Consider the following 25,100-nt stretch of genomic DNA (forward strand, 5'->3'; position numbering starts at 1 on the left):
TGCCCGAAGTGGAGGATGACATGTCTCACATCACCCTGATCCGTCACGGCCAGGCCAATACCCATGCCCGTGACGAGGCGAGCTATGATCGGTTGAGCGATCTGGGCCACCAGCAGGCACGCTGGCTGGGCTCGCATCTGGCCGACACCCGCGCCCATCATCCGCGCGTCTATTGCGGCACCCTGACCCGCCACCTGGAAACCGCAGCCAGCATGGGGCTCGCCGATGTGGTACAGGACCCGCGCCTGAACGAGATTGAGTATTTCACCCTCGCCGAGCTGTTTGAGGCGCAGCACGGGGTCGTCGTTCCCGAAGACCGCGAGGGGTTTGTCGAGCATCTGCCGATGACCTTCACCGCCTGGGCCGAGGGACGCATCCAGGACGCGCCCGAAAGCTTCGAACAGTTCGAAACCCGCGTTCAGACCGCGCTGGCCGAAATCGCCCAAGGGTCGGGCCCGGCCATCGTGGTCACCTCGGGCGGGCTGATCTCCATGGTGATGCGTCAGGCGATGGGACTGGACATACCGGCGATGGCGCGGGTGGCCCTTGCCATCATGAACACGTCGATGCATCGTCTCTACCCGATCGGCACGCATCTCAGCCCGGTGCTGTTCAATGCCGTCCCGCATCTGGAGGCCCCAGAGCGGCAGTTTGCCCAGACACATCTCTAGGGGGATCCGATGCAGCTTTATTGTGCGCCCGGCACCATTTCCGTGGCCGTCGCCATCGCGCTTCACGAGGCGGGGATCGAGCATGAGAAGGTACGGCTCGACTTTCGCGCAGCCGAACAGACCAAACCCGCCTACCACCAGATCAACCCCAAGGGCCGGGTGCCGGCGCTGGCTGTGCCGGGCGGCATCCTGACCGAGACCGGGGCGCTGCTAGAATTCATCGCCGACAGCGCGCCCGACAAGGGGCTGGTCCCCGCCGATCCGCTGCTGCGTGCCCGCATGCGCGAGGTGATGTATTACCTTGCCTCCACCATGCATGTGAACCACGCCCACAAGATGCGCGGTGCCCGCTGGGCCGATCAGGAGAGCAGTTGGGCCGACATGCGCGCCAAGGTGCCCCAGACGATGACCGCCTCGGCCGCCTATGTCGAGGCGAACGGCCTGCGCGGCCCCTTCGTGCTGGGCGAGGCGCTCAGCATCGCTGATTGTTATCTCTACGTGGTAACCAGCTGGCTCGAGGGCGACGGTGTCGATCTGGAGCCGTTCCCGAAAATCCGCGCCTTCCGCGCCGCGATGGAGGCGCGCGCCTCGGTCCAGGCCGTCAAGGCCGCCGGTCTGCTTTGAACAAAGGACAAGACATGACGCATCTCTGGGTCCGGGCCGAACAGCGCCCCAACGAGGAACGGGTCGGCCTGACCCCCGAAGGCGCCGCCACCCTGATCGCCGCCGGTATCCGGGTCACGGTCGAGGAAAGCTCGGTTCGCGCCATTGGTCTGAATGGGTACCACGAGGCTGGATGTGAGATCGCGCTCGAGAACAGCTGGCCGGAGGCCCCGCGCGACGCCATCATCTTTGGGCTCAAGGAGTTGCCCGAGGACGGCACGCCCCTGCCGCACCGCCACATCATGTTCGGCCATGCCTTCAAGGGGCAGCATTCGGGCCGCCGGTTGCTTGAGCGGTTCAAGGCCGGGGGTGGCACGCTATACGATCTGGAATACCTGGTGGACGAGACGGGTCGCCGGGTAGCGGCATTTGGCTATTGGGCCGGCTATGCGGGCGCGGCGGTCACGCTCAAGGCCTGGGCCGCGCAGCAGCAAGACGGCATTTGCGGCCCTGTCGGCGTCTATCCCAGCAAGGATGCGCTGAACGCGGCGCTCGCCGCTGAACTCGACGCCACCGGCGCGCCGCACCCCCGTGCCATCGTGATCGGCGCGCTTGGCCGGGTCGGCGCGGGTGCGGCCGATCTCTGCACCGCGATGGGGGTCGATGTCACCAAATGGGACATGGCCGAAACCGCCAGCGGAGGACCGTTCCCCGAGATTCTCGCCCATGACATATTCCTCAACTGCATCTTCGCCCGCCCCGGCACGCCGGTCTTTGTGCCGCGCTCGGCGCTGAGCGCACCCCGCGCCCTGACCGCCATCGGCGACGTGGCCTGCGACCCCGATAGCGACTACAACCCGGTCCCGGTCTATGATCGCGCCACCAGCTGGGACGCTCCGGTGCTGCGGGTAGCAGACAACCCAGTGCTTGACGTGATGGCGATCGACAACCTGCCCTCGATGCTGCCGGTCGAAAGCAGCGAGGACTATGCCGAGCAACTCCTGCCCTCGCTGCTGACGCTGACTGACCTGGAAACAGGGGTCTGGGGACGGGCACGGGCCACCTTCCTTGACCATCTGGAGGGATGATGGAAATCTATCTCGGATTTCTGGCCGGTACGTTGGGCACCATCTGCTGGATCCCGCAGGCCTGGAAAGCCTGGTCCAGCCGCAACACCGCCGGTCTGTCGCTGCCTTCGAACCTGCTGTTTCTGATGACAGTGTCGCTTTGGTTGCTCTATGGGCTGATGGTCGGTGACTTGCCGTTGATCGTCGCCAATGCCTGCGCCGCGGTGATCGTTCTGTCGATCATCACCGCCAAGTTGAAATTCGGATAAGGGAGAAACCCTCATGACCATCCATTGGTGTGGCACCGGCCTGTCGGCCATTCCCGGCCTGCGCCGCCTGATCGAGGCGGGCCATCCCGTCACCGTCTGGAATCGAACAGTCGAAAAGGCCCGAGCCGAGCTGGGCGACCTGACCAACGACATTCGCGCCTTTGACATCGACGCGCTTGGCGCGGTGCTGGCAAAGGGCGACGTGGTGGTCTCGATGCTACCGGGCGACTGGCACGTGCCACTGGCCGAACTTGCGATCACCAAGGGTGCGCATTTCGTTTCGTCCTCCTACATCTCGCCCGAGATGCGCGCGCTGGACGACCGCGCCCGCGCCGCCGGTGTGAGCCTGGTGAACGAGATCGGCCTTGATCCCGGCATCGACCACCTGATGGCGCATGAGCTGGTGGCCGATTACCGCGCCTCTGACGCGTTCGACGCCCAGAATCATCTGAGCTTCATCTCCTATTGTGGCGGTATCCCGAAACATCCCAACCCCTTCCGCTATAAGTTCAGCTGGTCACCGCTAGGCGTGTTGAAGGCTCTGCGCTCGCCCTCGCGCTCTATCCGCGACTATGCCCCGCTGGATGTGGCGCGGCCTTGGGATGCGATCAGTAGCTATACCGCGCCACTGCCCACGCCTGAAAGCTTCGAGGTCTATCCCAACCGCGACTCGCTGCCCTTCATGGGCCAGTACCACTTCGAGGAGCATTGGCCGGTCAAGGAATTCGTGCGCGGCACCCTGCGGCTGAATGGTTGGGCCGACGCCTGGGGCGATGTGTTCCGTGAAATCGAGACGCTGAAAGGCCCCGAGGGCGACGCTCGACTCAAGGAGATGTCCGACCAGTTCTGGACCGAGAACGCCTATGACGAAGGCGAACCCGACCGGGTCGTTCTCTGCGTCGGCCTGAAGGCAGAGAAGGACGGGCGCGAAGTCTGGCACAAATCCTATGTGATGGATGCCTGGGGCGACGCGCGCGGCACTGCCATGGCGCGGCTGGTCTCGATCCCGGTCTCGCTTGCGGTCGAGGCGGTTCTAAACCGCGAGATCACGGCAGGCGTTCATGCTGCCTCAAGCGACCCGAAGCTGACCCAACGCTGGATGGGAGAAGTAGGCAAGCTGGCGCAGCACCTGCAAATCGTCGATCACACCGCCTGAGCGGGGCGCTGCGTCCTCCCCTTCATTTCGCGCAAAAATACTCCGGGGGAGCCTACAAAATTCGACGAATTTTGTAGGCTGGGGGCAGAGCCCCCGCCCCCTCAGCCAACTCTTACATCAGATCGTTTTCCACATCCTCTGCCGAGATGCCCAGTGCATCCAGCCCGTTTTCCAGATGATCCGACAGATGCGGCGAACCCAGCAGATAGTCGGCGCAGGGGGTGGTTGCCTCGGCCTTGGCGGTCTCGATCGCCTCCCCCAGTTCCTCGGCCTCGAAACTGCCGCGTCCGATCCACATGATCGCGACCAACTCTGCTTGTTCGTCCTCGCTCATCCGGTCGATAAAGGCGCGCAGCTCTCCCTCAGCCCGGCTCAGCTCTCGCGCCATCATCGCCACCTGCGCCACCTTGCGTGCGGAAATCTCCAACATTCTGCCAACTCCTGTTCGCGTGTCCTGTTTCCATCAAACAGGCAACGGCCATCGCGTCTTTGATCTTACGCAAACTTGGCCGCACGCCAGAGGGCGCGAGAGAATTGTAATAGGCGCCCGATTTCCGGCGACCCCGACGCAGCTCTTGCGTTAGGTTCGGAACATGACCGATCTGCTGCTGCCCGACGACGACACACTGTATAGCGCACTCATGGCGCGCGATCCCGCCTGGGACGGTCGCGCCTATGTGGGCGTCACCTCGACCGGTATCTTCTGCCGGCTGACCTGCCCGGCGCGCAAACCAAAGCGTGAGAATTGTCGCTTCCTGCCCACGGTGGCGGCCTGTCTCGCCGCCGGATACCGCCCTTGCCTGCGATGCCGGCCGCTGCGGCCCGAGGGTGCGGGCGACCCTTTGGTAGCCCGCCTGCTCACCGCGCTCGAGACCGACCCGGCGCGACGCTGGACCGAGGGGGATCTGACCGAGATGGGCCTCGACCCCTCGACCGTGCGGCGCAGTTTCAAGCGGCAGTTCGGCCAGACTTTCCTCGATATGGCGCGGCAAGCACGCTTGCAGGCGGGGTTGACCACGCTGGCGCAGGGTGGTCGCGTGATCGATGCACAGCTTGAGGCCGGATACGACTCGCCCGCCGCTTTTCGCGCGGCGTTTGCACGGCATCTTGGCCTGCCACCGGGCAGCTTTCGCGCCAATGCAATGCTCCAGGCCGACTGGTTCGACACCCCCCTGGGCCCGATGATCGCGGTCAGCGACCGCACCCACCTGCATCTGCTGGAATTCGCCGATCGCAAGGCCCTGCCAACCGAGCTGAAGCGCCTGCACGCCAGTTGCAAGGGCGATCTGGGCTTTGGTCGATTGCCACCCATCGACCTGGCCCAGGCACAACTGACCGAGTTCCTGGCAGGGCAACGCTCCCGGTTCACCCTTGACCTGGCCTTGCACGGCACACTCTTTACCCGCCGGGTCTGGCAGGCTTTGCAGTCGCTGCCCGCCGGCAGCACGATCTCCTATTCCGATCTGGCCCGCCGATTGGGCCGACCCGAGGCGGTCCGGGCAGTCGCGCGCGCCAACGGCGCCAATCAGATCGCGATCGTGATCCCCTGTCACCGCGTTCTGGGCGCAGACGGGGCGCTCACCGGATATGGTGGCGGCCTATGGCGCAAACAGCGCCTGATCGAACTTGAACGGACCTATGCCCAGACCGAAAGGACATGCGCATGAACCAGATCGCCCTTGCCCAATCCTTTGCCGCGATGCACCGGCCCGGGCAACCGCTGATCCTCTACAACGCCTGGGATGCAGGCAGCGCGCAGGCGATCGCCAAGGCGGGCGCACGTGCGATCGCCACCGGTAGCTGGTCGCTGGCAGCCGCGCAGGGTTATGCCGACGGGCAGCAAATGCCGCTGGAATTCGCGCTGCAAATCCTGTCCCGCATTGCAAGTCGGGTCGAGTTGCCGGTGAGCTTCGATTTCGAGGCAGGTTTTGCCAACCGCCACGGCGACCTCGCCACCAATACGGAACGCGTTATCGCCACCGGCGCGATCGGAGTGAATTTCGAGGATCGCATCATCGGGGATCGGGGTTTGCTACCCGTATCCGAGCAGGCCGCACGCCTGACCGCACTGCGTCGCGCGGCAGAGGCGACGGGTGTTCCGCTGTTCATCAATGCCCGCTCGGACGTGTTCTTTCAGGGCAACGCACCCGAGGATCATCCCGATCTGATGGATGAGGCGCTGACTCGTGCCCGCGCCTATGCCGAGGCCGGCGCGAACGGGCTGTTCCTGCCCGGGCTGGGCACTCCGGACCTGATCGGAGAAATCTGTGCCGCAGTCTCGCTGCCGGTGAACATCATGCAAACCGGCAAGACCCCCGACTACGCGCAACTGGCAGCACTGGGTGTCGCTCGAATTAGCCACGGTCCTGCCCCATGGGTCATGACGATGGCCGAACTGACCCGCGCGGCGGAGGTCGCCCTTCGGTTCTGATATCGCTGCCTGCACCCTAAGGGGGATCAGCCCGGCACCGGCGCCGTTGTAGGGACCTCGCGTGGATAGTGATGCATGTTCAGAAAGGCCGCGCCCGCAGGTCCGGCCCGATAACCATGCGGCAGGTCGGCGGCAAAGCGCAGCCCCTGCCCCGCCGCCAGCGGCACCCAGTCGCCCTCGCGCAGAACCTCAAGCGCGCCCTGCAATACGAACACCTCTTCGGTGACACCGGCGGCATGAGCGGCGCTTTGGTGGCATTGATCGGGCCTCAGGGCGACGTGAAAGGTCTCGGCCCCCAACAGCGGGTCAAAGGGAAACACGATCTTGACCTCGATACTGCCGGGAAAGGTCACGGTGCGGAACAGCCGAGCATCATGCGGATCGCGCAGCGCGGCAGGGCCGAGCAGCGCGCTCAGCGGCATCTGGAAGCCTTTGGCGATCTTCCACAGCGTGGCGATGGTGGGGCTTGATTCGCCACGCTCGATCTGGCCCAGCATCGCCTTGCTGACTCCGGTCAGCTCGGCCACCTTGGCCAGGCTCAGGCCCGCCGCCGCCCGCACCTCGCGCAGTTTCAGGGTTGTTTCGTCCGGCTGCATGCCTCGTGCCCCGCAAATACTCTTGTGCGTTATAACGCCCATGCTGTAGCGTACGCTATAACGTCCGCCCCGGTCAGACAAGGGTCAGGCAGGGGCGGGCAAGGCAAAATCAACCGGCGCGACCCAAGCGCGCCGACCCAGATCAACCGCCCGCTGCGGGCAAAAGGGAAACAGCAAGATGCCAATGTACCGATCCAGAACCTCGACCCATGGACGCAACATGGCTGGCGCGCGCGGGCTCTGGCGCGCGACCGGCATGACCGACAGCGATTTCGGCAAGCCGATCATCGCCATCGTCAATTCCTTCACCCAGTTCGTGCCGGGGCACGTGCACCTGAAGGACCTGGGCCAGATGGTCGCCCGCGAGGTCGAGGCCGCCGGCGGCGTCGCCAAGGAATTCAACACCATCGCGGTGGATGATGGCATCGCCATGGGCCATGACGGCATGCTTTATTCGCTGCCCTCGCGCGAGGTGATCGCCGACAGTGTCGAATACATGGTCAACGCCCATTGCGCGGACGCGATGGTCTGTATCTCGAATTGCGACAAGATCACGCCGGGCATGCTGATGGCGGCGATGCGGCTCAACATTCCCTGCATCTTTGTCTCGGGCGGACCGATGGAGGCGGGCAAGATCGACATCGCCGATCTGGAAATGACCAAGATCGACCTGGTCGACGCCATGGTCGCCGCCGCCAATGACAAGTTCACCGACGAACAGGTGCAGCATATCGAGGAAAACGCCTGCCCCACCTGCGGATCCTGTTCGGGCATGTTCACCGCCAACTCGATGAACTGCCTGGCCGAGGCGCTGGGGCTGGCGCTGCCGGGCAATGGCTCAACGCTCGCCACCCATTCGGACCGCAAGGCGCTGTTCCTCGAGGCAGGTCGTCGCATCGTGGAGATCACCAAACGTCATTACGAGGGCGAGGAGAAGGGCTTGCTGCCGCGCGAAATCGCGACGTTCGAGGCGTTTGAAAACGCGATGAGCCTGGATATCGCAATGGGCGGCTCGACCAATACCGTGCTGCACCTGCTCGCCATCGCCCATGAGGGCGAGGTGGATTTCACCATGTCCGACATGGACCGCCTCAGCCGCAAGGTGCCCTGCCTGTGCAAGGTCGCGCCCAATACCGCAAACGTCCATATGGAGGATGTGCACCGCGCGGGCGGCATCTTTTCGATCCTGGGAGAGCTGAGCCGCGCCGGGCTGCTGCATGACGATTGCGGCACGGTGCATTCGGCCTCGATGGGCGAGGCGATTGCGAAATGGGATATCAAGGTCGCCAACAACCCCGAGGCCGAGAGCTTGTTCAAGGCCGCGCCCGGCGGCGTACGCACCACCCAGGCCTTTAGCCAGTCGAACCGTTACAAGGAGCTGGATACCGATCGCGAAGGCGGCGTGATCCGCTCGAAGGAGCACGCCTTCAGCCAGGATGGCGGGCTTGCGGTCCTGTTCGGCAATATCGCCGAGGATGGCTGTATCGTGAAAACCGCCGGCGTGGACGCCTCGATCCTGCAATTCACCGGCACCGCCCATGTCTGCGAGAGCCAGGACGACGCGGTCAACAACATCCTGACCGGCAAGGTCAAGGAAGGCGACGTTGTGGTGATCCGCTATGAGGGGCCGCGCGGCGGGCCGGGCATGCAGGAGATGCTTTACCCGACCTCCTATCTGAAGTCGAAAGGGCTCGGCAAAGCGTGCGCGCTGCTGACCGACGGACGCTTCTCGGGCGGCACCTCGGGGCTGTCCATCGGTCACGTCTCGCCAGAGGCGGCCGAGGGCGGCACCATCGGTCTGGTCGAGGACGGCGACCGGATCGAGATCGACATTCCCAACCGCCGCATTCATCTGGCAGTGTCCGACGAGGTGCTGGCCGCGCGCCGCACCGCGCAAGAGGCCAAGGGGTGGCACCCGGCCAAACCGCGCAAGCGCAAGGTGTCGACCGCGCTCAAGGCCTATGCCAAGCTGACCACCAGCGCCGCCAAGGGCGCGGTGCGTCAAGTCTGACCTCTCTCAAGGGGCGGCTCGGTCCGCCCTGGCGGGCGTCCTCGCCTGCAATCTGGCGATGCGGGCGCCGCGCCATTGGCGCGGCGCCCGGCCCAACGGGAGGAGGTATTTCGCCAGATATATCGACGACGGGCGGAAGGGGCCCGTTTTCAGCTTTCGTCCTCAGCCCTGTCCGCCGAGATCCCCAAGGCCTCTGCACCCTGCCGCAAGGCGCCTGCGATCAGGTCGGTGCCCGCCATTTCCTCGCCACCACCCAGTTGCAACAGCGCAATATCCCGGCTTGCCTGCGCCGCCACCAGGGGACGCAGCACCGTTTCATGCCCGGCCTCGCCCTGCCGGCGCACATAGACCTCGGGCAGGATCGCCACTCCCGCGCCCGACGCCGCCATCAGCCGGATTCCATCCAGACTGGTGCCCTCGTATTCCTCGGACACCACGCCGCCGCATTCCGAGGCCAGCGCATAGACGATGCGCGACAGGCGGTGACCCCGATCAAGCGTCAGGAACATCCGCCCGCGCAGATCACCCGCGCGCACAGGGCCCGAGCCTTGCGCCAGCGCATCATCGCGCGCCACCGCGATCCAGAGCCGCTCGGAAAACAGCCGTGTCTGCACCGTGCCGGGATGATCCTCGGGCGTCGAGATGATCAGATCGAACCGCCCCGCCTTCAGCCCCTGTTCCAGCCACTGCGTGCTTTCCTCGCGCACCAGGATCCGCAGTTCAGGGTGGTTGCGATGCAGGGCGCTGACCACGCCGGGTAACAGATAAGGGCCGATCGACGGCAGCACGCCCAGACGCAACCGCCCTCCAAAGGGAACCCCACCCGACGCAGCGGCGCGCAGGTCCTCCATCTCGCGCAGGATACGTCGGGCGCGGCGGATCAGCTCGGCCCCCTGCGCCGTCGCAACCACGCCTGTACGGCTGCGATGGAACAGCCGCAGGCCAAGCTCGGCCTCGACCTCGGCGATCTGAGCCGAAAGGCTCGGCTGGCTGACGTTGAGCGCCGAGGCGGCAAGGCCGAACCGGCCAAGCCGGTCAACGGCGACGATGTATTCGAGCTGACGCAGAGAGGGGCGCATGACAGATAGCCTGAAACTATGAATATCACTGGCATCATGTATTAGCCTTATCCGTGAAGGCAAGCGATGAGACGCGAACGCACGAAACCAAGGACCTCTCATGCCCCTCATCCTCGACAGCCTGACCGTCAATCTGATGACCCCCACCATCCTGTTTTTCGCCCTTGGCCTGATCGCCGCCTTCGCCCGAAGCGACCTGTCGATCCCCGAAGGCGCGGCCAAGCTGATGTCGATCTATCTGCTGATGGCCATCGGCTTCAAAGGCGGCGCCAGCCTGGCGGAGCATGGCATTCACGCCGACCTCTTCGCGGCCATCGGTGCCGGTGTCGCATTGTCCTTTGCGCTGCCCTTTGCCGCCTATCTGCTGTTGCGGGCGATGACCCGGCTCGACCCGATGAACGCCGCCGCCGTGGCGGGGCATTACGGGTCGATCTCGATCGTCACCTTTGTCACCGCCACCAGCCTGCTGGAGCTGGGCGGCTACAGCTACGAGGGCTACATGATCGCGGTGGCCGCCGCGATGGAGGTGCCCGCGATCCTGTCGGCGCTGTGGCTGGCGCATCGGGGCGGCGCCCGGACCGAAGGCACCGATCACCTGTGGCGCGACCTGCTGGCCAATGGCTCGATCGTGCTTCTGCTAGGCGCATTTGTCATCGGCGCGACCACCGGCGGCGACGGGATGGATACCATCGCCCCCTTCATCGTCACCCCGTTCACCGGTGTGCTGTGCCTTTTCCTGCTGGATATGGGCCTGTCCGCCGGGCGCAGCCTGCTGCGCAACCGGGCGCTGCTGACGCCCGGCCTGTTTGCCTTCGGTCTGCTGATGCCGGTCCTGTCCAGCCTGCTGGCGCTTGGTCTGGGTCAGCTGATCCCGCTGTCGCCGGGCGGCCTGTTCCTGCTGATGGTGCTGGCGGCCTCGGCCTCGTATATCGCGGTGCCTGCCGCGATGCGGATCGCTCTGCCCCGCGCCGAAAGCGGTGTCTATCTGACCCTGTCTCTGGGGGTGACCTTTCCCTTCAACGTCACGCTGGGCCTGCCGCTTTATTTGTGGCTGGCCGGCGTCAACTGACCCATATCGGGCGCTGCTGTTCCGACTTTGGCTGAACAGCAGCGCCCGCCCCGTCAAAGCGGTCGCGACCCGCTCGCTGTTCGCACTGACTATCTCGCAGGCCGCATCGTCGAGGCCATTGTCACAGGACAGCAGACCGCGAACGCAATAGATCGCGCGCCAGCAACCTGCACCGCGGATAGAACCCTGCGGAACTGGGCGGGGTCGTGGTCGACGCCCTATTCGCCCAGCTTGGCGTGCACCTCGTCCAGGTCGATCTCGTCGATTGGCATCTTGTTGGCCGGGTTCTCGAAATCGTATTTGAACAGGTCGAAATCACGCTTGTAGATTTCGTAGACCAGGTGTTTCGACAGATCGTCGAAGTAATCCTCGACCGGATGAAGCCGTTTTGGTCCGTGCCCCTCGCTCTCGTTGAAGCGGGGGATCTTGTCGAGCCTGACCTTGTGCGGCGTCTCGATATTGTCGAGCACCTCCTGCATGCCGTCATTGAACGCCTCGGTCCAGAAGATCTTGTCGTAGCGACCGCCATTGCAGATGAAGGTCGAGATATGGCCCGACATGGCTGACCAGTGAATGTCCGGGTCCATCGGCCGCCGCCAGCGGATGGTGTCGCGCGCGAACAGCAGGAACCGGCGGAAACTGGCGATCTGGTCAAACTCCTGTTTGCCGTCTTCGCCACCGACCTCGACACCGTACTTATAGACCAGCATCGGCACCAGATTGCCGCGATAGCGCTTGCCGTTGCGCTGGATGCCGCAGATCTTGTCGAAGAACGAACTGAGGATACGGGTATAGGGATTGCGCACGCAGGTGAACGAATAGGACCTGTGCGCCTTTACATTACGGGTGATCGGCCCCTGGCTGGCCTCGAGCGCCCACTTGTGCAACCCGGCCTGCGCATCGTGGATGTCGCCATCGAAGAACGCGCCATGATCCGAGTAGTACATGATCTGTCCGATGGTCGAGCAGGCGCATTTCGGCACCACCCGATAGACCACGCTTTCACTTTCCGTCATCCAAGTGCCGGGAAAACCCATCTGCCTTGCCTCCTTTGCCTGTTCCGCCATAGTCTGGCTTCAGGCGTCTTTGCGCACCAAAAAAACAAATAAACTCTGTTTATTCAATCGGCCTTCACCTTTATCAGGGTAGACAAAGAGCAGAAACAGGGACCGATCGTTTCCGATATGGCAAAAATCGCCTATATTCTCCTGTGCCACAAGGATCCGGATGCGATCATCATGCAGGCAGAGCGGCTGACCGCCGCAGGCGACTACATGTCGATCCATTTCGACGCCAGCGCGCGCAAGGCAGACTATGCCCGTATCCGTAGCGCGCTGTCCGACAACCCGAACGTCACCTTTGCCCGGCGCCGCATCAAATGCGGCTGGGGGGAATGGTCGCTGGTGCAGGCCACGCTCAACGCCATCGAGGCCGCTGTCGAGGAGTTTCCCCGAGCCACCCATTTCTACATGCTGTCGGGCGACTGCATGGCGATCAAGACCGCCGAATACGCCCACAGCTTTCTGGACGCTGAGGACAAGGACTATATCGAAAGTTTCGATTATTTCGAAAGCGACTGGATCAAGACCGGCTGGAAGGAAGAGCGACTGATCTATCGCCACTGGTTCAACGAGCGCACCCAGAAACGCTTGTTCTACACCATGTTTGAGGCACAGAAACGGTTCGGACTGACGCGCAAAATTCCAGGCGACATCCAAGTGATGATCGGCAGTCAATGGTGGTGCCTGCGCCGCCGGACGATCGAATGGATCCTCGAGTTCACCCGCAAGCGCCGCGACGTGATGCGATTTTTTGCCACCACTTGGATCCCGGACGAGACCTTTTTCCAGACTCTGGTCCGGCACCTGATCCCCGAACACGAGATCGACCCGCGCACGCTGACCTTTCTGATGTTCTCGGATTACGGCATGCCGGTCAGTTTCTACAACGACCATTACGACCTGCTGCTTAGCCAGGATTTTCTGTTCGCCCGCAAGATCAGCCCCGAGGCGAAGGAGCTGAAGGCGCGTTTGGGCCGGCTCTATGCCGCGCATGGGGTGCAGTTCCAGATCTCGAACGAGGGGCGCAACCTCTACAAGTTCCTGACCGGACGCGGCCGGATCGGGCGCCGCTTCGCCATGCGGTTCTGGGAGACCGAAAGCACGCTGGGGCGCGAACGCGAACTGATGATCGTGGTGTGCAAGAAATGGCACGTGGCCAAGCGGTTGCTGGAACAGATCCGGCAAGTTACCAACGTGCCCACCATCGAATACCTGTTCAACGAGGAAAGCACACCGCTACCTGACCTGGGCGGCATTCAGGCAACTCTGGAGAAACGGACCCGGCACCGCCGCGCCCTGATGCGAATGCTGTTCGAGTATTTCGAGACCGATCGACTGGTGATCTGCCTAGATCCCTCAAACCTCGATCTTATGCACGATTTCTTTTCCGACCGCTCGGTGACCCGGATGCTCGAAGTCGAATGCCAGTTCACCGACGACTACCTGATCGGCCATTCCTATCGGGTGGGGCTCGCCGGCGAGCGCACGCCCAAGGCGACGCTTGAACGATTGCTGCCCACCATTCGCAACGAAATGACCTATGAGGCGGACCGCATCCGCGATGCCGGCTTTGCCCGATATGGCCGGGTTCACCAGACCTCTACCCCGGAAGAGAACGCCGACAAGGTGGCCGAGTTCCTGTCGATCCCCTGGGATCAGGCGTTGCGGATCACCCAGACCGACCATCTTTTTGCCGATTGAACCATCTCAGCGGATGCCATTCGCAACCTGAAGCTCGCGAACATAGCTGATGATCATTGCAACATCGGCCCGGCTAAGGCCCTGAACCGGGGGCATATCCCCAAACCGCCAGTGATGCGCGCGCACACCTTGAGAAACCGCACGCTGAAACGCCTCATCTCCATGATGCGACGGCTCGTAGATCTTGTGCACCAAGGGCGGTGCGACCCCATCCTGCCCCTCTGCGTTGGGACCGTGGCAGACAAGACATTTTGCCTCGTACACCCGGGCACCGATCCGCGCATTCTCTGACAGGCTCTGCGGCAAGGCCACAGACACCAAGGCCACCCCTGTATTCGAGGCGACCGGTTCGACCGCCTTTGATCGCGGATACAAGACATATGCCGCCACGGCGACGGCCACGGCCAGAATGATGATGACAGCGCGATTCACTTCATGCTCCCCAGGATGCGTGACCCGCTTCGGAAGGTTCCAGCCAGTGAAAGGTCAAGCGTGAAGTTCTATTTCGATTTCCAGCTGTCCAGCCAGCGCCGGAACCGCCCCCGACGCTCTTCGATCGCCTCGCCGGCAGCATAGAGGCTGTCTTCGACATCCTCTATCACCGGATCGATGCGCCGCTGCCGGAACCGGCGCCAGCGAACCCAGATCGCCCAGACCAGCGCCGCCAGCAGGATCAGGATGATGATGTTCAGCCAGGGGATCAGGCGGACATCCGGCCCCGCGACCGGCTTGATTGCGACCGCGTTGGGAAAGATCGACAGGAATTCATTTCGCCAGCCGTAATGGGTGACCGCTACCCATTCAGGTTTGTCCTTTGACGAAATCGCGTCATTCGCCTCGGTATAGAGATTTGCGGTGTCGAACTTGAAATAGGGCGGCCAGCTCCAGCTGGTATCCTCGTTGCGATAGACACGCGGTCGGCCTTCGGGTGTCACCCCCTGGATGAACTGGACATCGCGGTTGATGATCGCCACCGACTGGTCGTCGGGCCGCGACCAGAAGATGCGGGTCCAGTCGTTCAGCTCCTGCCGTTCCTCATAGGTGTTGACGATGCGCACGATATCGCGCTGCGGCAACGTATAGTGCAAGAAGGCGGCGACGCTGAGCCAGAACAGCCCGATGATCACCCATTTGACATAGCGCATGGCCAGGTCCTCACTTGAAATTCACGATATAGATCAGCACTGCGATCAGCACCCAGGGCACGAAGTAGACCCCCAGGATCAGCTTGCGCCGAAACGATTTGTCATAAGCCCTGAGGCCGCGCGAAACAAAGGCCTCCTTGTCGCCGGTCTTGCCCTTTTCCTCCCACCAGCGCTTCAGCTTGCCGCGCCGCACCGCCCGGGAATAGAACGACAGGCCGATATAAGCCACGGTCTGCACCACAAGCAGGACAACGACAAGTCTGAGAAGTCCGAACACCCTATCTCCTCCGTATCGCGCCCCAGGGGCCGACCCGCGCGATCATCCGCTCGTCCAGTCCGGGCGGGCTGTCTGCGCTCTCCATGTCCGGCTCATGCCCGAACAGCGCCGCACGGGCGCCTGCCTTGTCCACCTGATACTCGCGCGCGAGGAAATCGGCAACGAAGCTCTTCTTGGCCTCGCTCCAGGTGGCATAGAGACGATAGAACAGCTCCTTGTGGCAGATGAAGAGCTGGCGGGCATCCAGCGGCGCCAGTTCCGCCAGCAGCATGTTGACCAGATCGCGGTCGGGCGTATCCGCCGCGCGCAGACCATAGAAATAGGCCGGATGATCGGCCGAGATGCGCGGCCAGTCGCCACCGTTCTCGGCCCAGCGCGCCAGTTCGGCCAGCCCGTGATACTCATCGGGCAGCCTGTCGGCATGCATCCGCGCCAACCGCCGCATATCGCCCCGGTCCAGCCCCGCCGGGTTCAGCCCAGCGCCTGCGGCGGTGTCGATGACGATGAAATCCATCTTTTGCCGCAGCACCGCCGCCGCATCCATCCCCCGCGCCCGCACGATCGGTTCGGCCAGCTTGTTGTAATCGAGGAACTTGGCAATCCGGTTGCGCTCGCTCAGGTCGAACACGTATTTCACCGGCATCTCGTCATGCGGCTTTTCCCCCGCGCAGATCATCGCCGGATGCTGCACATCGGGGAACAGGTAGAGCCCGCCGAAATGCGCCGTCCAGAAATTGCGCTGCTCATGCGCCTTGTGGCTCAGATGCACGGGGTTGCGGCTGATATCGCCGGTCTGTTTCGAAATGCCGATCATCTCGGCGATCAGCACATCGTCGAACCAGGCATCGTTTTCGGTCTTGAACCTCTCGATCATCGCCGCCAGCTTGTCGGCGTTCTTCAGCGTGCCGCCGACGGTGTCGGCCTCGATCTCGATCTTGCGCAGGGTGAAAAGGTCGACGGGCGAGCGCAGCCGGAAGACCGAGTTCACCAGCTCTCCCGCCACCGCATCGGTGGCGGTCAGCGCAAAGATCTGCGCCTCGTTCGCCTCGATGAACTCGCGCAGGATGGGGCGCGAGGTCGAGAATTTGACGTTCAAGAGCGGCGCGCGCTTCTGCTCGGGCGTCAACAGGATGAACTGCCGGTTGACCCCGTTGGGGTTGAGGTAGAGCGAATCGCCCAACTCGTCCCCGATCTCGGGCGAATAGCCCGAGATGTCGATATGGAAATCGGTAAGCGCGGTGGTCTTGCCCGCCAGATGCTGGAGCGCGCGATTATACCGCTCCACCAGCGCGGGGCTGGAGATATGGACGAGATTGCCAAACATCAGGCCGGATTGGATGAGGCGGATCATGTTGCCCTATCCTTTTGCATGTCCCCCCATACGGGAAGCTTCATCAGGGCTTCCAATTGCGCATGCATCCCATAGATACCAATCTTACCTAGGCGCTCCTTTTGATCAGGAGATACTTCTTCCGCAAGCATCAGAACTTGCTGCAGTAACCCCAGAAGACGCAAGGATTTGTCAGCAGACGGACATTTGTCCTGCAAAAGCTTATGGAGATTCAATTGGAGGTAATTAGTCGCATGATCCATATACAACCATTGCTTCCAGAAAAACTCGTCTATCGGCAAGGCAACCAAGCCTTTGTCAGTCGAAAAAAGGGTTTCAGGTGACCATTGCGAAATAGACAGATCTCCCTCTGGCTTGTACCACCAACCAAGATCCTTGCATTGATCGGAGATGACATTTCGCAGCAGACCCAAGCGCTGGTTTAAAAGGCGCTGTGCCCGCTCTTCCTCTCGCTCCTTCTGTTCTTTTTCGAAGATTTGTCCCTGTATCCTGATTAACTCGACTTGCTTGCTTTGCGCAGCGGCCATGTCTTGAGTTGCTTTCCTCTGCTCTTCCATTTCCGCTTTCTGCAACGCTAGGACTTTTCGCTGTTCTCTGAGTTCGACTGATTGAAGCAAGACGGTTGCTATCAGCCAAATGAACGCGAGAACCCCAGCCAAACCTGCCAATGCGTCGCCAACTTCATTTGGTGGAGCAATGTAAAGGTGATGCCACTTTGGGGGACAATCACCTTTTGGGAAAAGTTCTTCATTACAAGTCGGAGCGAAGGCAAACCACCAAATCATGACAACGAAGCCGAAGGTAGCCAGACAAGCCCACATGATTGGGTTGTTTAGGCGAAAGAAACCAGTTCGCTCCGTCTCAACCATCCTTCCCCTCCAGATACCGCTTCTTCGCCACTTCCATCCGCCCCATCTCGCGCACCATGCCGTCGATGGCCACCTCGTCGGACTTGTCGGCATAACGGAACTCCGAATCCGCATAGCGGTTGATCTCCTGCACCACCATGTCCACCGTGATGGGCTGGCGCAGCTCCTCGATCATCGCCAGCTTTGCATCATAGTCGCGGAACAGGAACAGGTCGGGGTTCTCCATCCATTCATCGGGCAGTTCGAAATCCATCGCCCGCACCTTGACCGCGTCGGTGATGTTCTTGATCGCACGGCCGGTAAAACGCTCGTCGGCCTCCTGTATCCCTTTCAGGTACGTCCCCAGCTTGGCGATGGTGTCGAGCGGACCGACCTGCGCCCCCACCCGCTCCCACACCTGTGCCAGCCCGGCCTCTTGCGGGCGGCCATGGGCGGCGAAACTGGCGGCCACCGCGCGCTTGATCTCTTGCGCGGCATAGAGGTCATGCGCGCCCAGCGGGATGTCGTGGCGCTTGCCCAAGAGCAGGGCCAGGATGTCGATGTAATCCTCGCGCGTCTGCGGCCCGTCGACCAGAAACCGCGCGCCCGCCCGCTGGCGCAGGGCGTCGTCGACATTCTCGGGATAGTTCGAGAACATGCCGAAGGTGCAATTGCCCCGCACCACGGTATTGGCACCGGCAAAGGCCTCCATGAACACCGCCGTCACCTCCTGCTGGCCCGCGCTCGACTGGCGGTCGCCGCGCTTGCCCGCGATCTGGTCGATATCGTCGATGGTGCCGAACCCGATCACGCCGGGATCGAGCACGTTCTGGACAAAGGCCTTGGCGTTCTGGCCCGACTTGCCCTGATAGCTGTCGATATTGTCGATGCCAAAGTTCTGATAGCGGAACGGATAGCCCGCGTTGCGGCAATACTCGTCAATCAGCCCCGCCATCATCTGGATCAGCGTCGTCTTGCCGGTGCCCGGTTTGCCATCGCCCATGAAGGTGAAGATAAAGCCGCCCAGTTCCGCAAACGGGTTCAGGCGGCGCTCGAAATCATAGGCCATCAGCATCTTGGCCAGCTTCATGGCCTGGTATTTGGCGATATGGTTGCCCACCACCTCGTTCGGTTTCTTGAACGTCATGGTCAGCTTGGTCGAGCGCGCCTTGGCCGAGGGGGTAAAGCCCCGCAGGGTCAGATCGTCGGCCTCGACATGCCAGGCGGCCCCGGTGAAGGGGGCCAGATGCCCGGCGCCTTGTGCGCGCGCGGCGGCCTTGGCCATCAGCTGTTCGGCAAAACCGGCGGTGGTGGCGATCAGTTGCGCGTCGTCACCCGCGAACTGCTCCAGCTTCTGGTCCAGATCCCACAGCGCCCCGTGCAGCGCCACTTGCGCATTGTCGTTCAGGAACTCCTCGACCTCGCCAACCTCGACCGAGGTGGCACCCAGATGCGGCGACACCAGATAGGCCAGGGCATTGCCGAACACATGGGTCACGACCAGCGCTTCGGCGGTCAGCAATTCGGTGAACTCGCCCTTGCGCGCCACTGGCAGGTCGCCCGACAGATTGGCGCGTTTCAGATCGCCCAGCGGCGTCCGTTCGCCATAACCCTCGCCCATGGCCAACGCGATGGCCAGCGCCCGGCGGATCGCCTGCGCAACGGTGGCCTGTAGCGGCGAGACCAGCGTATCGCCGTCATCCGCCGCCTCGATCCGCTCGCGCAGATGTACCCCGTCGGGCCGGGCGGTGCGCCGCGTCACCAGACCGGGCGTAGTCGAGCGGAACCGCCGCGCCGTGGGGATGCCCGGCGAGCGCTCCTCCGCCCTGACGGGCGTCCTCGCCTGCGCCACGCGCGGCGCATGGTCGAACCCATCCAGCAGCGCGGTCGCAGCCGGGTAATGTGCGCGGATCGCCTCTTCGCGCAGTTCCATCTGGTCCGATGTCAGGCTCATGTCACAACGCCCCTGTCTTCACTTTGCTCAAAATACTCCCGCCGGAGGCTTGGCCCGGCAGGGCCAATCAATATCGCAGGACCTGCCCGCCCTCGCTCACCACGAATTTGCGCACATCGGCAAAACCCGGTGGATTGCGTTCAGCCAGCACCTGGAACGGGCGCTGCGGCAGGATGATCGACCGGCTGGTACGGGTTGCCCCGGTCTCGGCCCCCTGCCCGCCAAACGGGTCAAGCGCAAAGACCTCGCGCTCGACGGTACCGAACCAACCCGCGCGCTCCTCGCGCACCTCCTCGCTTTCCAGCTCCTCGCTGGTCCAGGCCAGCGCCCAGTCCTGCCCGGCGGGCGCCTGCGCATCCTCAAGCACCGCGCGCAGCGGGCCGGTTTGTTCGGTATAGGCAGAGGAATACATTGGCCCCACGTGGATGCGGCGCAGGTGCTTGGGGTGCAGGTCGTCGAAATCCTCGTCAAACCCCTTGGCGATGGTCAACAACTTCAGCCCGGCCAGCGACTGCGCCATCAGATGCGCCTGTACTTCGGGCCAGCGGCGGCTGTCCTTGGGCAGCGCCTGTTTGCCGGTATCCTCCAGCCGCATCAGATAGATCACCGGCAGGTTGATCTGGCTGTCATAGACCGCCCAATGCAGCAGGAACCGGCGCCGCTCGCCCTCGGTAGAAATCCAGTGGCATTCGGGGTCATTGCGCACCCAGAACAACTGCCCCTTGACCAGTTCCTCGTAGTAGAGCCGCTGCGACAGGGCGAATTGCAGCTTGGTCGGGATCTCTCGATTGCCCAGGATGGTCTGGACCATCTCGTCCTTGAGCGCCGCCTCGGACGGCATGTTGGCCAGATGGCTGGCCGCCTGCTGGGCGTCGTTGGCCATGGTCATCAACTCGGCCGCCACCGGAAAGCCGCTGTCGCGCTTGTCCATGTTGAGCGAGCCGAAGAACCGCCCCGTATCGCGCCCGACCAGCAGATACTTCATGCTGAGCGCACGAAAGCTGAAGAGCAGCCCGGAGATATAGCGCGAGACAATCCGCACCTCATCGCGGCTAATCGCGCCCTCGGCCTCCATGTTGGCGGCCACCCGCAGCAGATGGGTGGTAATTGTCTCGAACTTGCGGAAATACCGGCGCGAGGCGAATGTGTCGGTCAGGCCGACGTGATCGTGGGCGGGGTCGGCCAAGATCAGCCCCCATACAGGTTCTTGTCGTGCTTCTCGACGATCGCGGCGAACCGGCGGGCAAAGCGCTCATCGGCCTTGGCCTTCTTCTCCAGCACGTCGCGGGCAAAGACCATGTGATCCTCATGCGCCTCGAGCATGTCGGCCATTTTCTGGTTGGTCGCGGTGCCGATGGCGGCCATGGCAGTCTGCGCCTCCTGGTCGGTCTGCACGCCGATCTCGTTGATGCGGTGGGCCACGTCCTGCTGCTGCGCGGTTTTCAACGATTTGGTCAGCGCATCATACAGCACAACCCGCTGTTGCGTGTCCGTTTGCAGTTTGTTGATCAGCACCATCTGGGTCGCAGCCTGGTTTTGCAGGCTGTCGACCCAAGACTTGCCCTTTTCGATGTAGCGTTCCAGCGTCTGGCTTTTCGCCAGCTTCACCTGCTCGTCGCGTACCTTGGCGTTATAGGCCTTGTTCAGCTCGGCCAGTTCGGTTTCCAGCTTGGTGCGCGCGGCGGCATCCTGTTCGACGCTGATCTTGTTTTCCAGCGCGATGATCTGCGGATCCATGGCGAGGATTTCCGCTCGCACGACCTCCAACGCGCCAACGGTCGCCTCGCGATCATCCAGCGTGCCGGACAGATTGGTTTCAACTTTTGTGCGTTGCTCTTCGAGCACCGCCAACTGCCCTTCGAGCAGCTTGACGATCACATCCGACTTGGCGATCAGATCCTGCAACTTGTCGTCGATATTGGCGGTGCGCATCCGCTCCTGCCGCATCGATTCCGATTTGCCGCTGGAAAAGATGCCGACAAAGCTCTCCCACCCGGTTTTCGAGCGCATCTCGTCGAAATCCTTGGAAAAGGCCGATGTCACATCATCGAGCCCCATGATCAGCTCGGCTATATTTGCATTCATCACTTCGGTATGGGCATGCACATCCTCAAGGGTGGCGTTCTCGATGTCGATATCAGCCTCGGCGGTGCCGATCTTGGCACGGGCCGCCTCGATCCGGCTGGTGACACCTTCAATCTGGGCCTGACTTTCGCGCACCTTGCGCTGGGTCTCCAGGATCATTGCCTCGAATGCGGTATCGGACATGGCTTTATCCTTTTGGGTCAAATACATCTGAAAGATAGGGTATGTAACAAGGATTTACATCCCCCAGGGCGCCGGGATTGGAAAAACTGTGGCAAACTCGGACGCAAAAGGAAAGCCGGTTGAATCTGCCTTGTCGACTGCCACACCTCAGGCGATGCTCCGCTGCGAACCATTCAGAGGAAGGCAGGCAATGAGCAGCTATTACCAACCGGTGACCCCCGAAGGGACAGGCGAGGCAGAGCGCCCCGCACCCGAAAAGGTGCTGTCGGGCGATCCGGTCTTTACCACCTGGAACCTCGAAGAAAGTGACGGGCTTTATTGCGGCATCTGGCGCTCGACCCCGGGCAAGTGGCGCATCTCTTACGATGAATGGGAGTATTGCCGCATCCTGTCAGGCCATTCGATACTGACCGATGCCGAGGGCACCGAGATCACGTTGCGCGCCGGGGACAGTTTCATCCTGCGCCCCGGGTTTTCCGGCACGTGGGAGGTGATCGAGACCACCACAAAGGATTACGTGGTCCGGTTGTGATGCGCGATGCTCCGCCCCCGTCAGGGGGCGAAGATTTTTCGGCGAAAAATCTCGCCTGCCTCAACCGACGATGTTGAATTCCGGCCCGTAGGGATAGCCGGTGATGTTCTCGTTGCCGTCCTCGGTGATCACGAGGATATCGTGTTCACGATATCCGCCAGCGCCGGGCTGGTCATTGGCGATGGTCAGCATCGGTTCCATCGAGATCACCATGCCCGGTTCAAGCACGGTGTCGATATCCTCGCGCAGTTCCAGACCTGCCTCGCGACCATAGTAATGGCTGAGCACACCAAAGCTGTGACCATAGCCAAAGGTGCGGTATTGCAGCAGGTCACGCTCGGCAAAGAAATCGTTGATCTTGTGGGTTACCTCGGCACAGCTCGCCCCCGGTTTCAGCAGCGACATGCCGTATTCATGCGCCGCGACGTTGGCCTCCCAGATCTTCAGGCTGGCGGCGTCTACCTCCTGCACGAACATGGTGCGTTCCAGCGCCGTGTAGTAACCCGAGATCATTGGAAAGGTGTTGAGCGACAGGATATCGCCGCGTTCCAGTACGCGGCCCGTCACCGGGTTATGCGCGCCATCGGTGTTCAGCCCCGACTGGAACCAGACCCATGTGTCGCGGTATTCGGCATCGGGGAACCGCTTGGCAATCTCCAGCTCCATCGCGTCGCGCCCGGCCATGGCCACGTCGATCTCGCGCACACCGGCCTTGACCGCCTCGCGGATGGCATAGCCGCCCACATCGGCCACCTGCGCGCCTTGCCGGATCAATGCGATCTCGGCGGGTGACTTCATCATCCGCTGACGCATGGTGGTGTCGAACAGGTCGACGGTTTTCGACGGCGCCAGGAAGCCGTCGAGCTTGCCCTTCTGCAACAGGCTGAGATGATCGCTTTCATAGCCGATCACCCGCCCCTCGCCAGTGACCGAACGGATCGCGCGCCAGTAGTTGTCGCGCTGCCAGTCGGTATAGGTGATGTTGTCGCCATGGCAGCGGCGCCAGGGCTGGCCCGCGTCGATACCTGCACTGATCGTCACGCTTTCGGTCGGTGTGACGACCAGCGCATAGGGCCGACCGAAGGCGCAATAGAGAAAGCCCGAGTAATAAGCGATGTTATGCATCGAGGTGAACACGGCAGCCTCGGCGCCCAGCGCCTCCATCCGGGCGCGCAACCCGGCAAGACGTGCTTCGTATTCCGCGGCCTCGAAAGGCAGCCTGGCTTCGGTTCCGTTGTGATAGCGATAGAATTCCGGACGCGACAAATCAGCGGTCATGGTTGACCCTCCTTTGCAGAAAGGTCCCGGCGTTCAGGACGGGGAGTGGGCGCATGCCGCGCGGCATGAGGCGACGCCATCGCCAGAGCCCGCACGGACATTGGCGCAAGCCCCCGAGTCGATCAAGTGGGAGTTTTCCTAAGGCCCGACCGATAATTTGATCAAATCTGGATTGATTCCGCCCCACGAGTGGACATAGACAAGAGGCGACACACCTGATTGGGTGCACCCGAGACATTCTAGGCGGAGACTCAGCCATGCTGGACGCAATGACCGATCTGAAATCGCTCCTGAAGAACCCGAAGCTGCTGGCGACCAAGGCCTATATCGGCGGCCAATGGGTTGACGGCGACAACGGCACCTTTGCCGTGACCAACCCCGCGCGGGGTGACGTGATCGCCGAGGTCGCGGACCTGAGCCGCGCCCAGGTGGCGGGCGCCATCGCCCAGGCCGAGGCGGCACAAAAGGAATGGGCCAAATACACGGGCAAGGAACGCGCCGCGATCCTGCGCCGCTGGTACGACCTGATGATGGCCAACGCCGAGGATCTGGGCCGCATCCTGACCGCCGAACAGGGCAAGCCCCTGACCGAAGCGGTGGGTGAGATCGCCTATGGTGCATCCTTCATCGAGTTCTTTGCCGAAGAGGCCAAGCGCATCTATGGCGAAACCATTCCCGGCCACCAGCGCGACAAGCGGATCACCGTGCTGAAACAGCCGATCGGGGTGGCCGCGTCGATCACGCCGTGGAACTTCCCCAACGCGATGATCACCCGCAAAGCCGGCCCGGCACTGGCGGCCGGCTGCGCCTTTGTTGCGCGGCCTGCAGCGGAAACCCCGCTGTCGGCGCTGGTTCTGGCGGTGCTGGCCGAACAGGCGGGCATCCCGGCAGGCGTGTTCAACGTGGTCCCCTCGTCGCGCGCCAGCGAGATCGGCAAGGAGTTCTGCGAGAACCCTGGCGTGCGCAAGCTGACCTTTACCGGCTCGACCGAGGTGGGCCGCATCCTGCTGAAACAGGCCGCCGACCAGGTGATGAAATGCTCGATGGAGCTGGGTGGCAACGCGCCCTTCATCGTGTTCGACGATGCCGACCTGGATGCCGCTGTCGAAGGGGCGATGCTGTGCAAGTTCCGCAACAACGGCCAGACCTGCGTCTGCGCCAACCGGATCTATGTGCAGGCAGGCGTCTATGATGCCTTTGCCGAGAAACTCGCTGCCGCCGTGGCCAAGCTGAATGTCGGCGACGGGTTGAACGAAGGGGTAACCACCGGCCCGCTGATCAATGCCGAGGCGGTTGAAAAGGTGCTGGAACATCTGGGCGATGTCACCGCCAAGGGTGGTGCGGTCCTGACCGGCGGCAAACCGCATGCGTTGGGTGGCACCTTCTTTGAACCGACCGTGGTGACCGGCGTCACGCAAGACATGAAGGTTGCCAAGGAAGAAACCTTTGGCCCGCTGGCACCGCTGTTCAAGTTCGATGACGTGGACGAGGTGATCCATATGGCGAATGACACCATCTTTGGCCTTGCCGCCTATTTCTATGCCAAGGATCTGAGCCGGGTCTACAAGGTGGCCGAGGCGCTGGAATATGGCATCGTCGGCGTCAACACCGGCATAATCTCGACCGAGGTCGCGCCCTTTGGCGGCATCAAGCAATCGGGCCTGGGCCGCGAAGGCAGCCATCACGGGATCGAGGACTATCTGGAGATGAAATACATCTGCATGTCGGTCTGA

25 protein-coding genes are annotated in these 25,100 nt (G+C 62.5%); 12 read left to right on the forward strand and 13 right to left on the reverse strand.

Annotation, left to right across the window (positions count from 1 at the left end; translation table 11 throughout):
• Positions 1 to 20: 20 nt before the first annotated feature.
• From AC2FNA_RS10975 to AC2FNA_RS10995, 5 genes are read left to right on the forward strand one after another with little or no spacing between them, the layout of a single operon-like run.
• Complete coding sequence (locus AC2FNA_RS10975; RefSeq protein WP_496826447.1) at positions 21 to 671, forward strand: histidine phosphatase family protein; 651 nt, start codon at positions 21 to 23, stop codon at positions 669 to 671.
• Between the two features lie 9 nt (positions 672 to 680).
• Positions 681 to 1,295 carry a glutathione S-transferase family protein gene (locus tag AC2FNA_RS10980; RefSeq protein WP_496826449.1) on the forward strand — a complete coding sequence of 205 codons (615 nt, stop codon included), beginning with the start codon at positions 681 to 683 and terminating at the stop codon, positions 1,293 to 1,295.
• A 14-nt stretch (positions 1,296 to 1,309) separates the two neighbouring features.
• Positions 1,310 to 2,362, forward strand: coding sequence for a saccharopine dehydrogenase (locus tag AC2FNA_RS10985; RefSeq protein ID WP_496826451.1), 1,053 nt, complete (start codon positions 1,310 to 1,312; stop codon positions 2,360 to 2,362).
• Positions 2,362 to 2,610: a SemiSWEET family sugar transporter gene (locus AC2FNA_RS10990; protein WP_234144326.1), complete on the forward strand. Its 249-nt coding sequence runs from the start codon at positions 2,362 to 2,364 to the stop codon at positions 2,608 to 2,610. The genes AC2FNA_RS10985 and AC2FNA_RS10990 overlap by 1 nt, the downstream gene beginning before the upstream one ends.
• Positions 2,611 to 2,623: 13 nt before the next feature.
• A complete protein-coding gene (locus tag AC2FNA_RS10995) occupies positions 2,624 to 3,766 on the forward strand; it encodes a saccharopine dehydrogenase family protein (protein ID WP_496826453.1) in 1,143 nt (380 codons plus the stop codon).
• A 112-nt stretch (positions 3,767 to 3,878) separates the two neighbouring features.
• Here AC2FNA_RS10995 and AC2FNA_RS11000 read toward each other — a convergent pair whose 3' ends face one another.
• Positions 3,879 to 4,196, reverse strand: coding sequence for a DUF3775 domain-containing protein (locus AC2FNA_RS11000; RefSeq protein ID WP_496826455.1), 318 nt, complete (start codon positions 4,194 to 4,196; stop codon positions 3,879 to 3,881).
• Positions 4,197 to 4,359: 163 nt separating this feature from the next.
• On the opposite strand from AC2FNA_RS11000, the gene AC2FNA_RS11005 reads away from it, so the two are divergent.
• Positions 4,360 to 5,433, forward strand: a complete 1,074-nt coding sequence (locus AC2FNA_RS11005; RefSeq protein WP_496826457.1) for a bifunctional transcriptional activator/DNA repair enzyme AdaA — start codon at positions 4,360 to 4,362, stop codon at positions 5,431 to 5,433.
• A complete protein-coding gene (locus tag AC2FNA_RS11010; RefSeq protein ID WP_496826459.1) occupies positions 5,430 to 6,197 on the forward strand; it encodes an isocitrate lyase/PEP mutase family protein in 768 nt (255 codons plus the stop codon). Before AC2FNA_RS11005 ends, AC2FNA_RS11010 begins: the two co-directional genes overlap by 4 nt.
• 26 nt (positions 6,198 to 6,223) lie before the next feature.
• Here AC2FNA_RS11010 and AC2FNA_RS11015 read toward each other — a convergent pair whose 3' ends face one another.
• On the reverse strand, positions 6,224 to 6,793 hold the full coding sequence (locus tag AC2FNA_RS11015) for a helix-turn-helix domain-containing protein (RefSeq protein WP_496826461.1): 570 nt from the start codon (positions 6,791 to 6,793) through the stop codon (positions 6,224 to 6,226).
• A gap of 178 nt (positions 6,794 to 6,971) precedes the next feature.
• Here AC2FNA_RS11015 and ilvD point away from each other — a divergent pair, with 178 nt between their 5' ends.
• Positions 6,972 to 8,804, forward strand: coding sequence for a dihydroxy-acid dehydratase (ilvD, locus tag AC2FNA_RS11020; RefSeq protein ID WP_496826463.1), 1,833 nt, complete (start codon positions 6,972 to 6,974; stop codon positions 8,802 to 8,804).
• A 149-nt stretch (positions 8,805 to 8,953) separates the two neighbouring features.
• Here ilvD and AC2FNA_RS11025 read toward each other — a convergent pair whose 3' ends face one another.
• Positions 8,954 to 9,883, reverse strand: coding sequence for a hydrogen peroxide-inducible genes activator (locus tag AC2FNA_RS11025; RefSeq protein WP_496826465.1), 930 nt, complete (start codon positions 9,881 to 9,883; stop codon positions 8,954 to 8,956).
• 100 nt (positions 9,884 to 9,983) lie between these two features.
• Between AC2FNA_RS11025 and AC2FNA_RS11030 the strand changes: the two genes are divergently transcribed.
• A complete protein-coding gene (locus AC2FNA_RS11030; protein ID WP_496826467.1) occupies positions 9,984 to 10,952 on the forward strand; it encodes a sodium-dependent bicarbonate transport family permease in 969 nt (322 codons plus the stop codon).
• Positions 10,953 to 11,170: 218 nt separating this feature from the next.
• Here AC2FNA_RS11030 and AC2FNA_RS11035 read toward each other — a convergent pair whose 3' ends face one another.
• Entirely contained in the window at positions 11,171 to 11,989 is an 819-nt protein-coding gene (locus AC2FNA_RS11035; RefSeq protein ID WP_496826469.1) for a sulfotransferase family protein, read from the reverse strand.
• Between the two features lie 147 nt (positions 11,990 to 12,136).
• Here AC2FNA_RS11035 and AC2FNA_RS11040 point away from each other — a divergent pair, with 147 nt between their 5' ends.
• Positions 12,137 to 13,714, forward strand: coding sequence for a DUF5928 domain-containing protein (locus AC2FNA_RS11040; protein ID WP_496826471.1), 1,578 nt, complete (start codon positions 12,137 to 12,139; stop codon positions 13,712 to 13,714).
• Between the two features lie 6 nt (positions 13,715 to 13,720).
• Here AC2FNA_RS11040 and AC2FNA_RS11045 read toward each other — a convergent pair whose 3' ends face one another.
• The 8 genes from AC2FNA_RS11045 to AC2FNA_RS11080 all read right to left on the reverse strand — a co-directional run bounded on the left by AC2FNA_RS11045 (position 13,721) and on the right by AC2FNA_RS11080 (position 21,557).
• A complete protein-coding gene (locus tag AC2FNA_RS11045; protein ID WP_496826473.1) occupies positions 13,721 to 14,146 on the reverse strand; it encodes a c-type cytochrome in 426 nt (141 codons plus the stop codon).
• A gap of 68 nt (positions 14,147 to 14,214) precedes the next feature.
• Positions 14,215 to 14,859 carry a DUF1523 family protein gene (locus AC2FNA_RS11050; RefSeq protein ID WP_234138671.1) on the reverse strand — a complete coding sequence of 215 codons (645 nt, stop codon included), beginning with the start codon at positions 14,857 to 14,859 and terminating at the stop codon, positions 14,215 to 14,217.
• A 10-nt stretch (positions 14,860 to 14,869) separates the two neighbouring features.
• On the reverse strand, positions 14,870 to 15,136 hold the full coding sequence (locus tag AC2FNA_RS11055) for a hypothetical protein (protein ID WP_496826475.1): 267 nt from the start codon (positions 15,134 to 15,136) through the stop codon (positions 14,870 to 14,872).
• 1 nt (position 15,137) lies between these two features.
• A complete protein-coding gene (locus AC2FNA_RS11060; RefSeq protein WP_496826477.1) occupies positions 15,138 to 16,487 on the reverse strand; it encodes a DUF6638 family protein in 1,350 nt (449 codons plus the stop codon).
• Positions 16,484 to 17,356: a hypothetical protein gene (locus AC2FNA_RS11065; protein WP_496826479.1), complete on the reverse strand. Its 873-nt coding sequence runs from the start codon at positions 17,354 to 17,356 to the stop codon at positions 16,484 to 16,486. The genes AC2FNA_RS11060 and AC2FNA_RS11065 overlap by 4 nt, the downstream gene beginning before the upstream one ends.
• Positions 17,349 to 19,289: an AAA family ATPase gene (locus tag AC2FNA_RS11070; protein WP_496826481.1), complete on the reverse strand. Its 1,941-nt coding sequence runs from the start codon at positions 19,287 to 19,289 to the stop codon at positions 17,349 to 17,351. Before AC2FNA_RS11070 ends, AC2FNA_RS11065 begins: the two co-directional genes overlap by 8 nt.
• Before the next feature lie 67 nt (positions 19,290 to 19,356).
• The gene (locus AC2FNA_RS11075; protein ID WP_496826483.1) at positions 19,357 to 20,475 is read right to left on the reverse strand and encodes a hypothetical protein; all 1,119 of its coding nucleotides are present in this window, start codon (positions 20,473 to 20,475) and stop codon (positions 19,357 to 19,359) included.
• Between the two features lie 2 nt (positions 20,476 to 20,477).
• Positions 20,478 to 21,557: a hypothetical protein gene (locus tag AC2FNA_RS11080; protein ID WP_496826485.1), complete on the reverse strand. Its 1,080-nt coding sequence runs from the start codon at positions 21,555 to 21,557 to the stop codon at positions 20,478 to 20,480.
• Positions 21,558 to 21,747: 190 nt separating this feature from the next.
• On the opposite strand from AC2FNA_RS11080, the gene AC2FNA_RS11085 reads away from it, so the two are divergent.
• Complete coding sequence (locus AC2FNA_RS11085) at positions 21,748 to 22,089, forward strand: cupin domain-containing protein (protein WP_496826486.1); 342 nt, start codon at positions 21,748 to 21,750, stop codon at positions 22,087 to 22,089.
• A 60-nt stretch (positions 22,090 to 22,149) separates the two neighbouring features.
• Here the strand turns inward: AC2FNA_RS11085 and AC2FNA_RS11090 are convergent, their stop codons facing one another.
• Complete coding sequence (locus tag AC2FNA_RS11090; protein ID WP_496826488.1) at positions 22,150 to 23,367, reverse strand: aminopeptidase P family protein; 1,218 nt, start codon at positions 23,365 to 23,367, stop codon at positions 22,150 to 22,152.
• 257 nt (positions 23,368 to 23,624) lie between these two features.
• On the opposite strand from AC2FNA_RS11090, the gene AC2FNA_RS11095 reads away from it, so the two are divergent.
• Positions 23,625 to 25,100 (forward strand): NAD-dependent succinate-semialdehyde dehydrogenase, encoded by a 1,476-nt coding sequence (locus AC2FNA_RS11095; RefSeq protein ID WP_496826490.1) that lies wholly within the window; start codon positions 23,625 to 23,627, stop codon positions 25,098 to 25,100.

The organism is Ruegeria sp. YKSD163, assembly GCF_059612905.1.

Excerpts from the sequence above, each read along its gene's own strand:
- AC2FNA_RS11060 (WP_496826477.1), bottom strand. The coding sequence starts at position 16,487 with ATGATCCGCCTCATCCAATCCGGCCTGATGTTTGGCAATCTCGTCCAT.
- AC2FNA_RS11090 (WP_496826488.1), bottom strand. The coding sequence starts at position 23,367 with ATGACCGCTGATTTGTCGCGTCCGGAATTCTATCGCTATCACAACGGA.
- AC2FNA_RS11070 (WP_496826481.1), bottom strand. The coding sequence starts at position 19,289 with ATGAGCCTGACATCGGACCAGATGGAACTGCGCGAAGAGGCGATCCGC.
- AC2FNA_RS10990 (WP_234144326.1), top strand. The coding sequence starts at position 2,362 with ATGGAAATCTATCTCGGATTTCTGGCCGGTACGTTGGGCACCATCTGC.
- AC2FNA_RS10995 (WP_496826453.1), top strand. The coding sequence starts at position 2,624 with ATGACCATCCATTGGTGTGGCACCGGCCTGTCGGCCATTCCCGGCCTG.
- AC2FNA_RS11095 (WP_496826490.1), top strand. The coding sequence starts at position 23,625 with ATGCTGGACGCAATGACCGATCTGAAATCGCTCCTGAAGAACCCGAAG.
- AC2FNA_RS10985 (WP_496826451.1), top strand. The coding sequence starts at position 1,310 with ATGACGCATCTCTGGGTCCGGGCCGAACAGCGCCCCAACGAGGAACGG.
- AC2FNA_RS11080 (WP_496826485.1), bottom strand. The coding sequence starts at position 21,557 with ATGTCCGATACCGCATTCGAGGCAATGATCCTGGAGACCCAGCGCAAG.
- AC2FNA_RS11000 (WP_496826455.1), bottom strand. The coding sequence starts at position 4,196 with ATGTTGGAGATTTCCGCACGCAAGGTGGCGCAGGTGGCGATGATGGCG.
- AC2FNA_RS10980 (WP_496826449.1), top strand. The coding sequence starts at position 681 with ATGCAGCTTTATTGTGCGCCCGGCACCATTTCCGTGGCCGTCGCCATC.
- ilvD (WP_496826463.1), top strand. The coding sequence starts at position 6,972 with ATGCCAATGTACCGATCCAGAACCTCGACCCATGGACGCAACATGGCT.
- AC2FNA_RS10975 (WP_496826447.1), top strand. The coding sequence starts at position 21 with ATGTCTCACATCACCCTGATCCGTCACGGCCAGGCCAATACCCATGCC.
- AC2FNA_RS11010 (WP_496826459.1), top strand. The coding sequence starts at position 5,430 with ATGAACCAGATCGCCCTTGCCCAATCCTTTGCCGCGATGCACCGGCCC.
- AC2FNA_RS11040 (WP_496826471.1), top strand. The coding sequence starts at position 12,137 with ATGGCAAAAATCGCCTATATTCTCCTGTGCCACAAGGATCCGGATGCG.
- AC2FNA_RS11015 (WP_496826461.1), bottom strand. The coding sequence starts at position 6,793 with ATGCAGCCGGACGAAACAACCCTGAAACTGCGCGAGGTGCGGGCGGCG.
- AC2FNA_RS11005 (WP_496826457.1), top strand. The coding sequence starts at position 4,360 with ATGACCGATCTGCTGCTGCCCGACGACGACACACTGTATAGCGCACTC.
- AC2FNA_RS11050 (WP_234138671.1), bottom strand. The coding sequence starts at position 14,859 with ATGCGCTATGTCAAATGGGTGATCATCGGGCTGTTCTGGCTCAGCGTC.
- AC2FNA_RS11035 (WP_496826469.1), bottom strand. The coding sequence starts at position 11,989 with ATGGGTTTTCCCGGCACTTGGATGACGGAAAGTGAAAGCGTGGTCTAT.
- AC2FNA_RS11065 (WP_496826479.1), bottom strand. The coding sequence starts at position 17,356 with ATGGTTGAGACGGAGCGAACTGGTTTCTTTCGCCTAAACAACCCAATC.
- AC2FNA_RS11025 (WP_496826465.1), bottom strand. The coding sequence starts at position 9,883 with ATGCGCCCCTCTCTGCGTCAGCTCGAATACATCGTCGCCGTTGACCGG.
- AC2FNA_RS11085 (WP_496826486.1), top strand. The coding sequence starts at position 21,748 with ATGAGCAGCTATTACCAACCGGTGACCCCCGAAGGGACAGGCGAGGCA.
- AC2FNA_RS11030 (WP_496826467.1), top strand. The coding sequence starts at position 9,984 with ATGCCCCTCATCCTCGACAGCCTGACCGTCAATCTGATGACCCCCACC.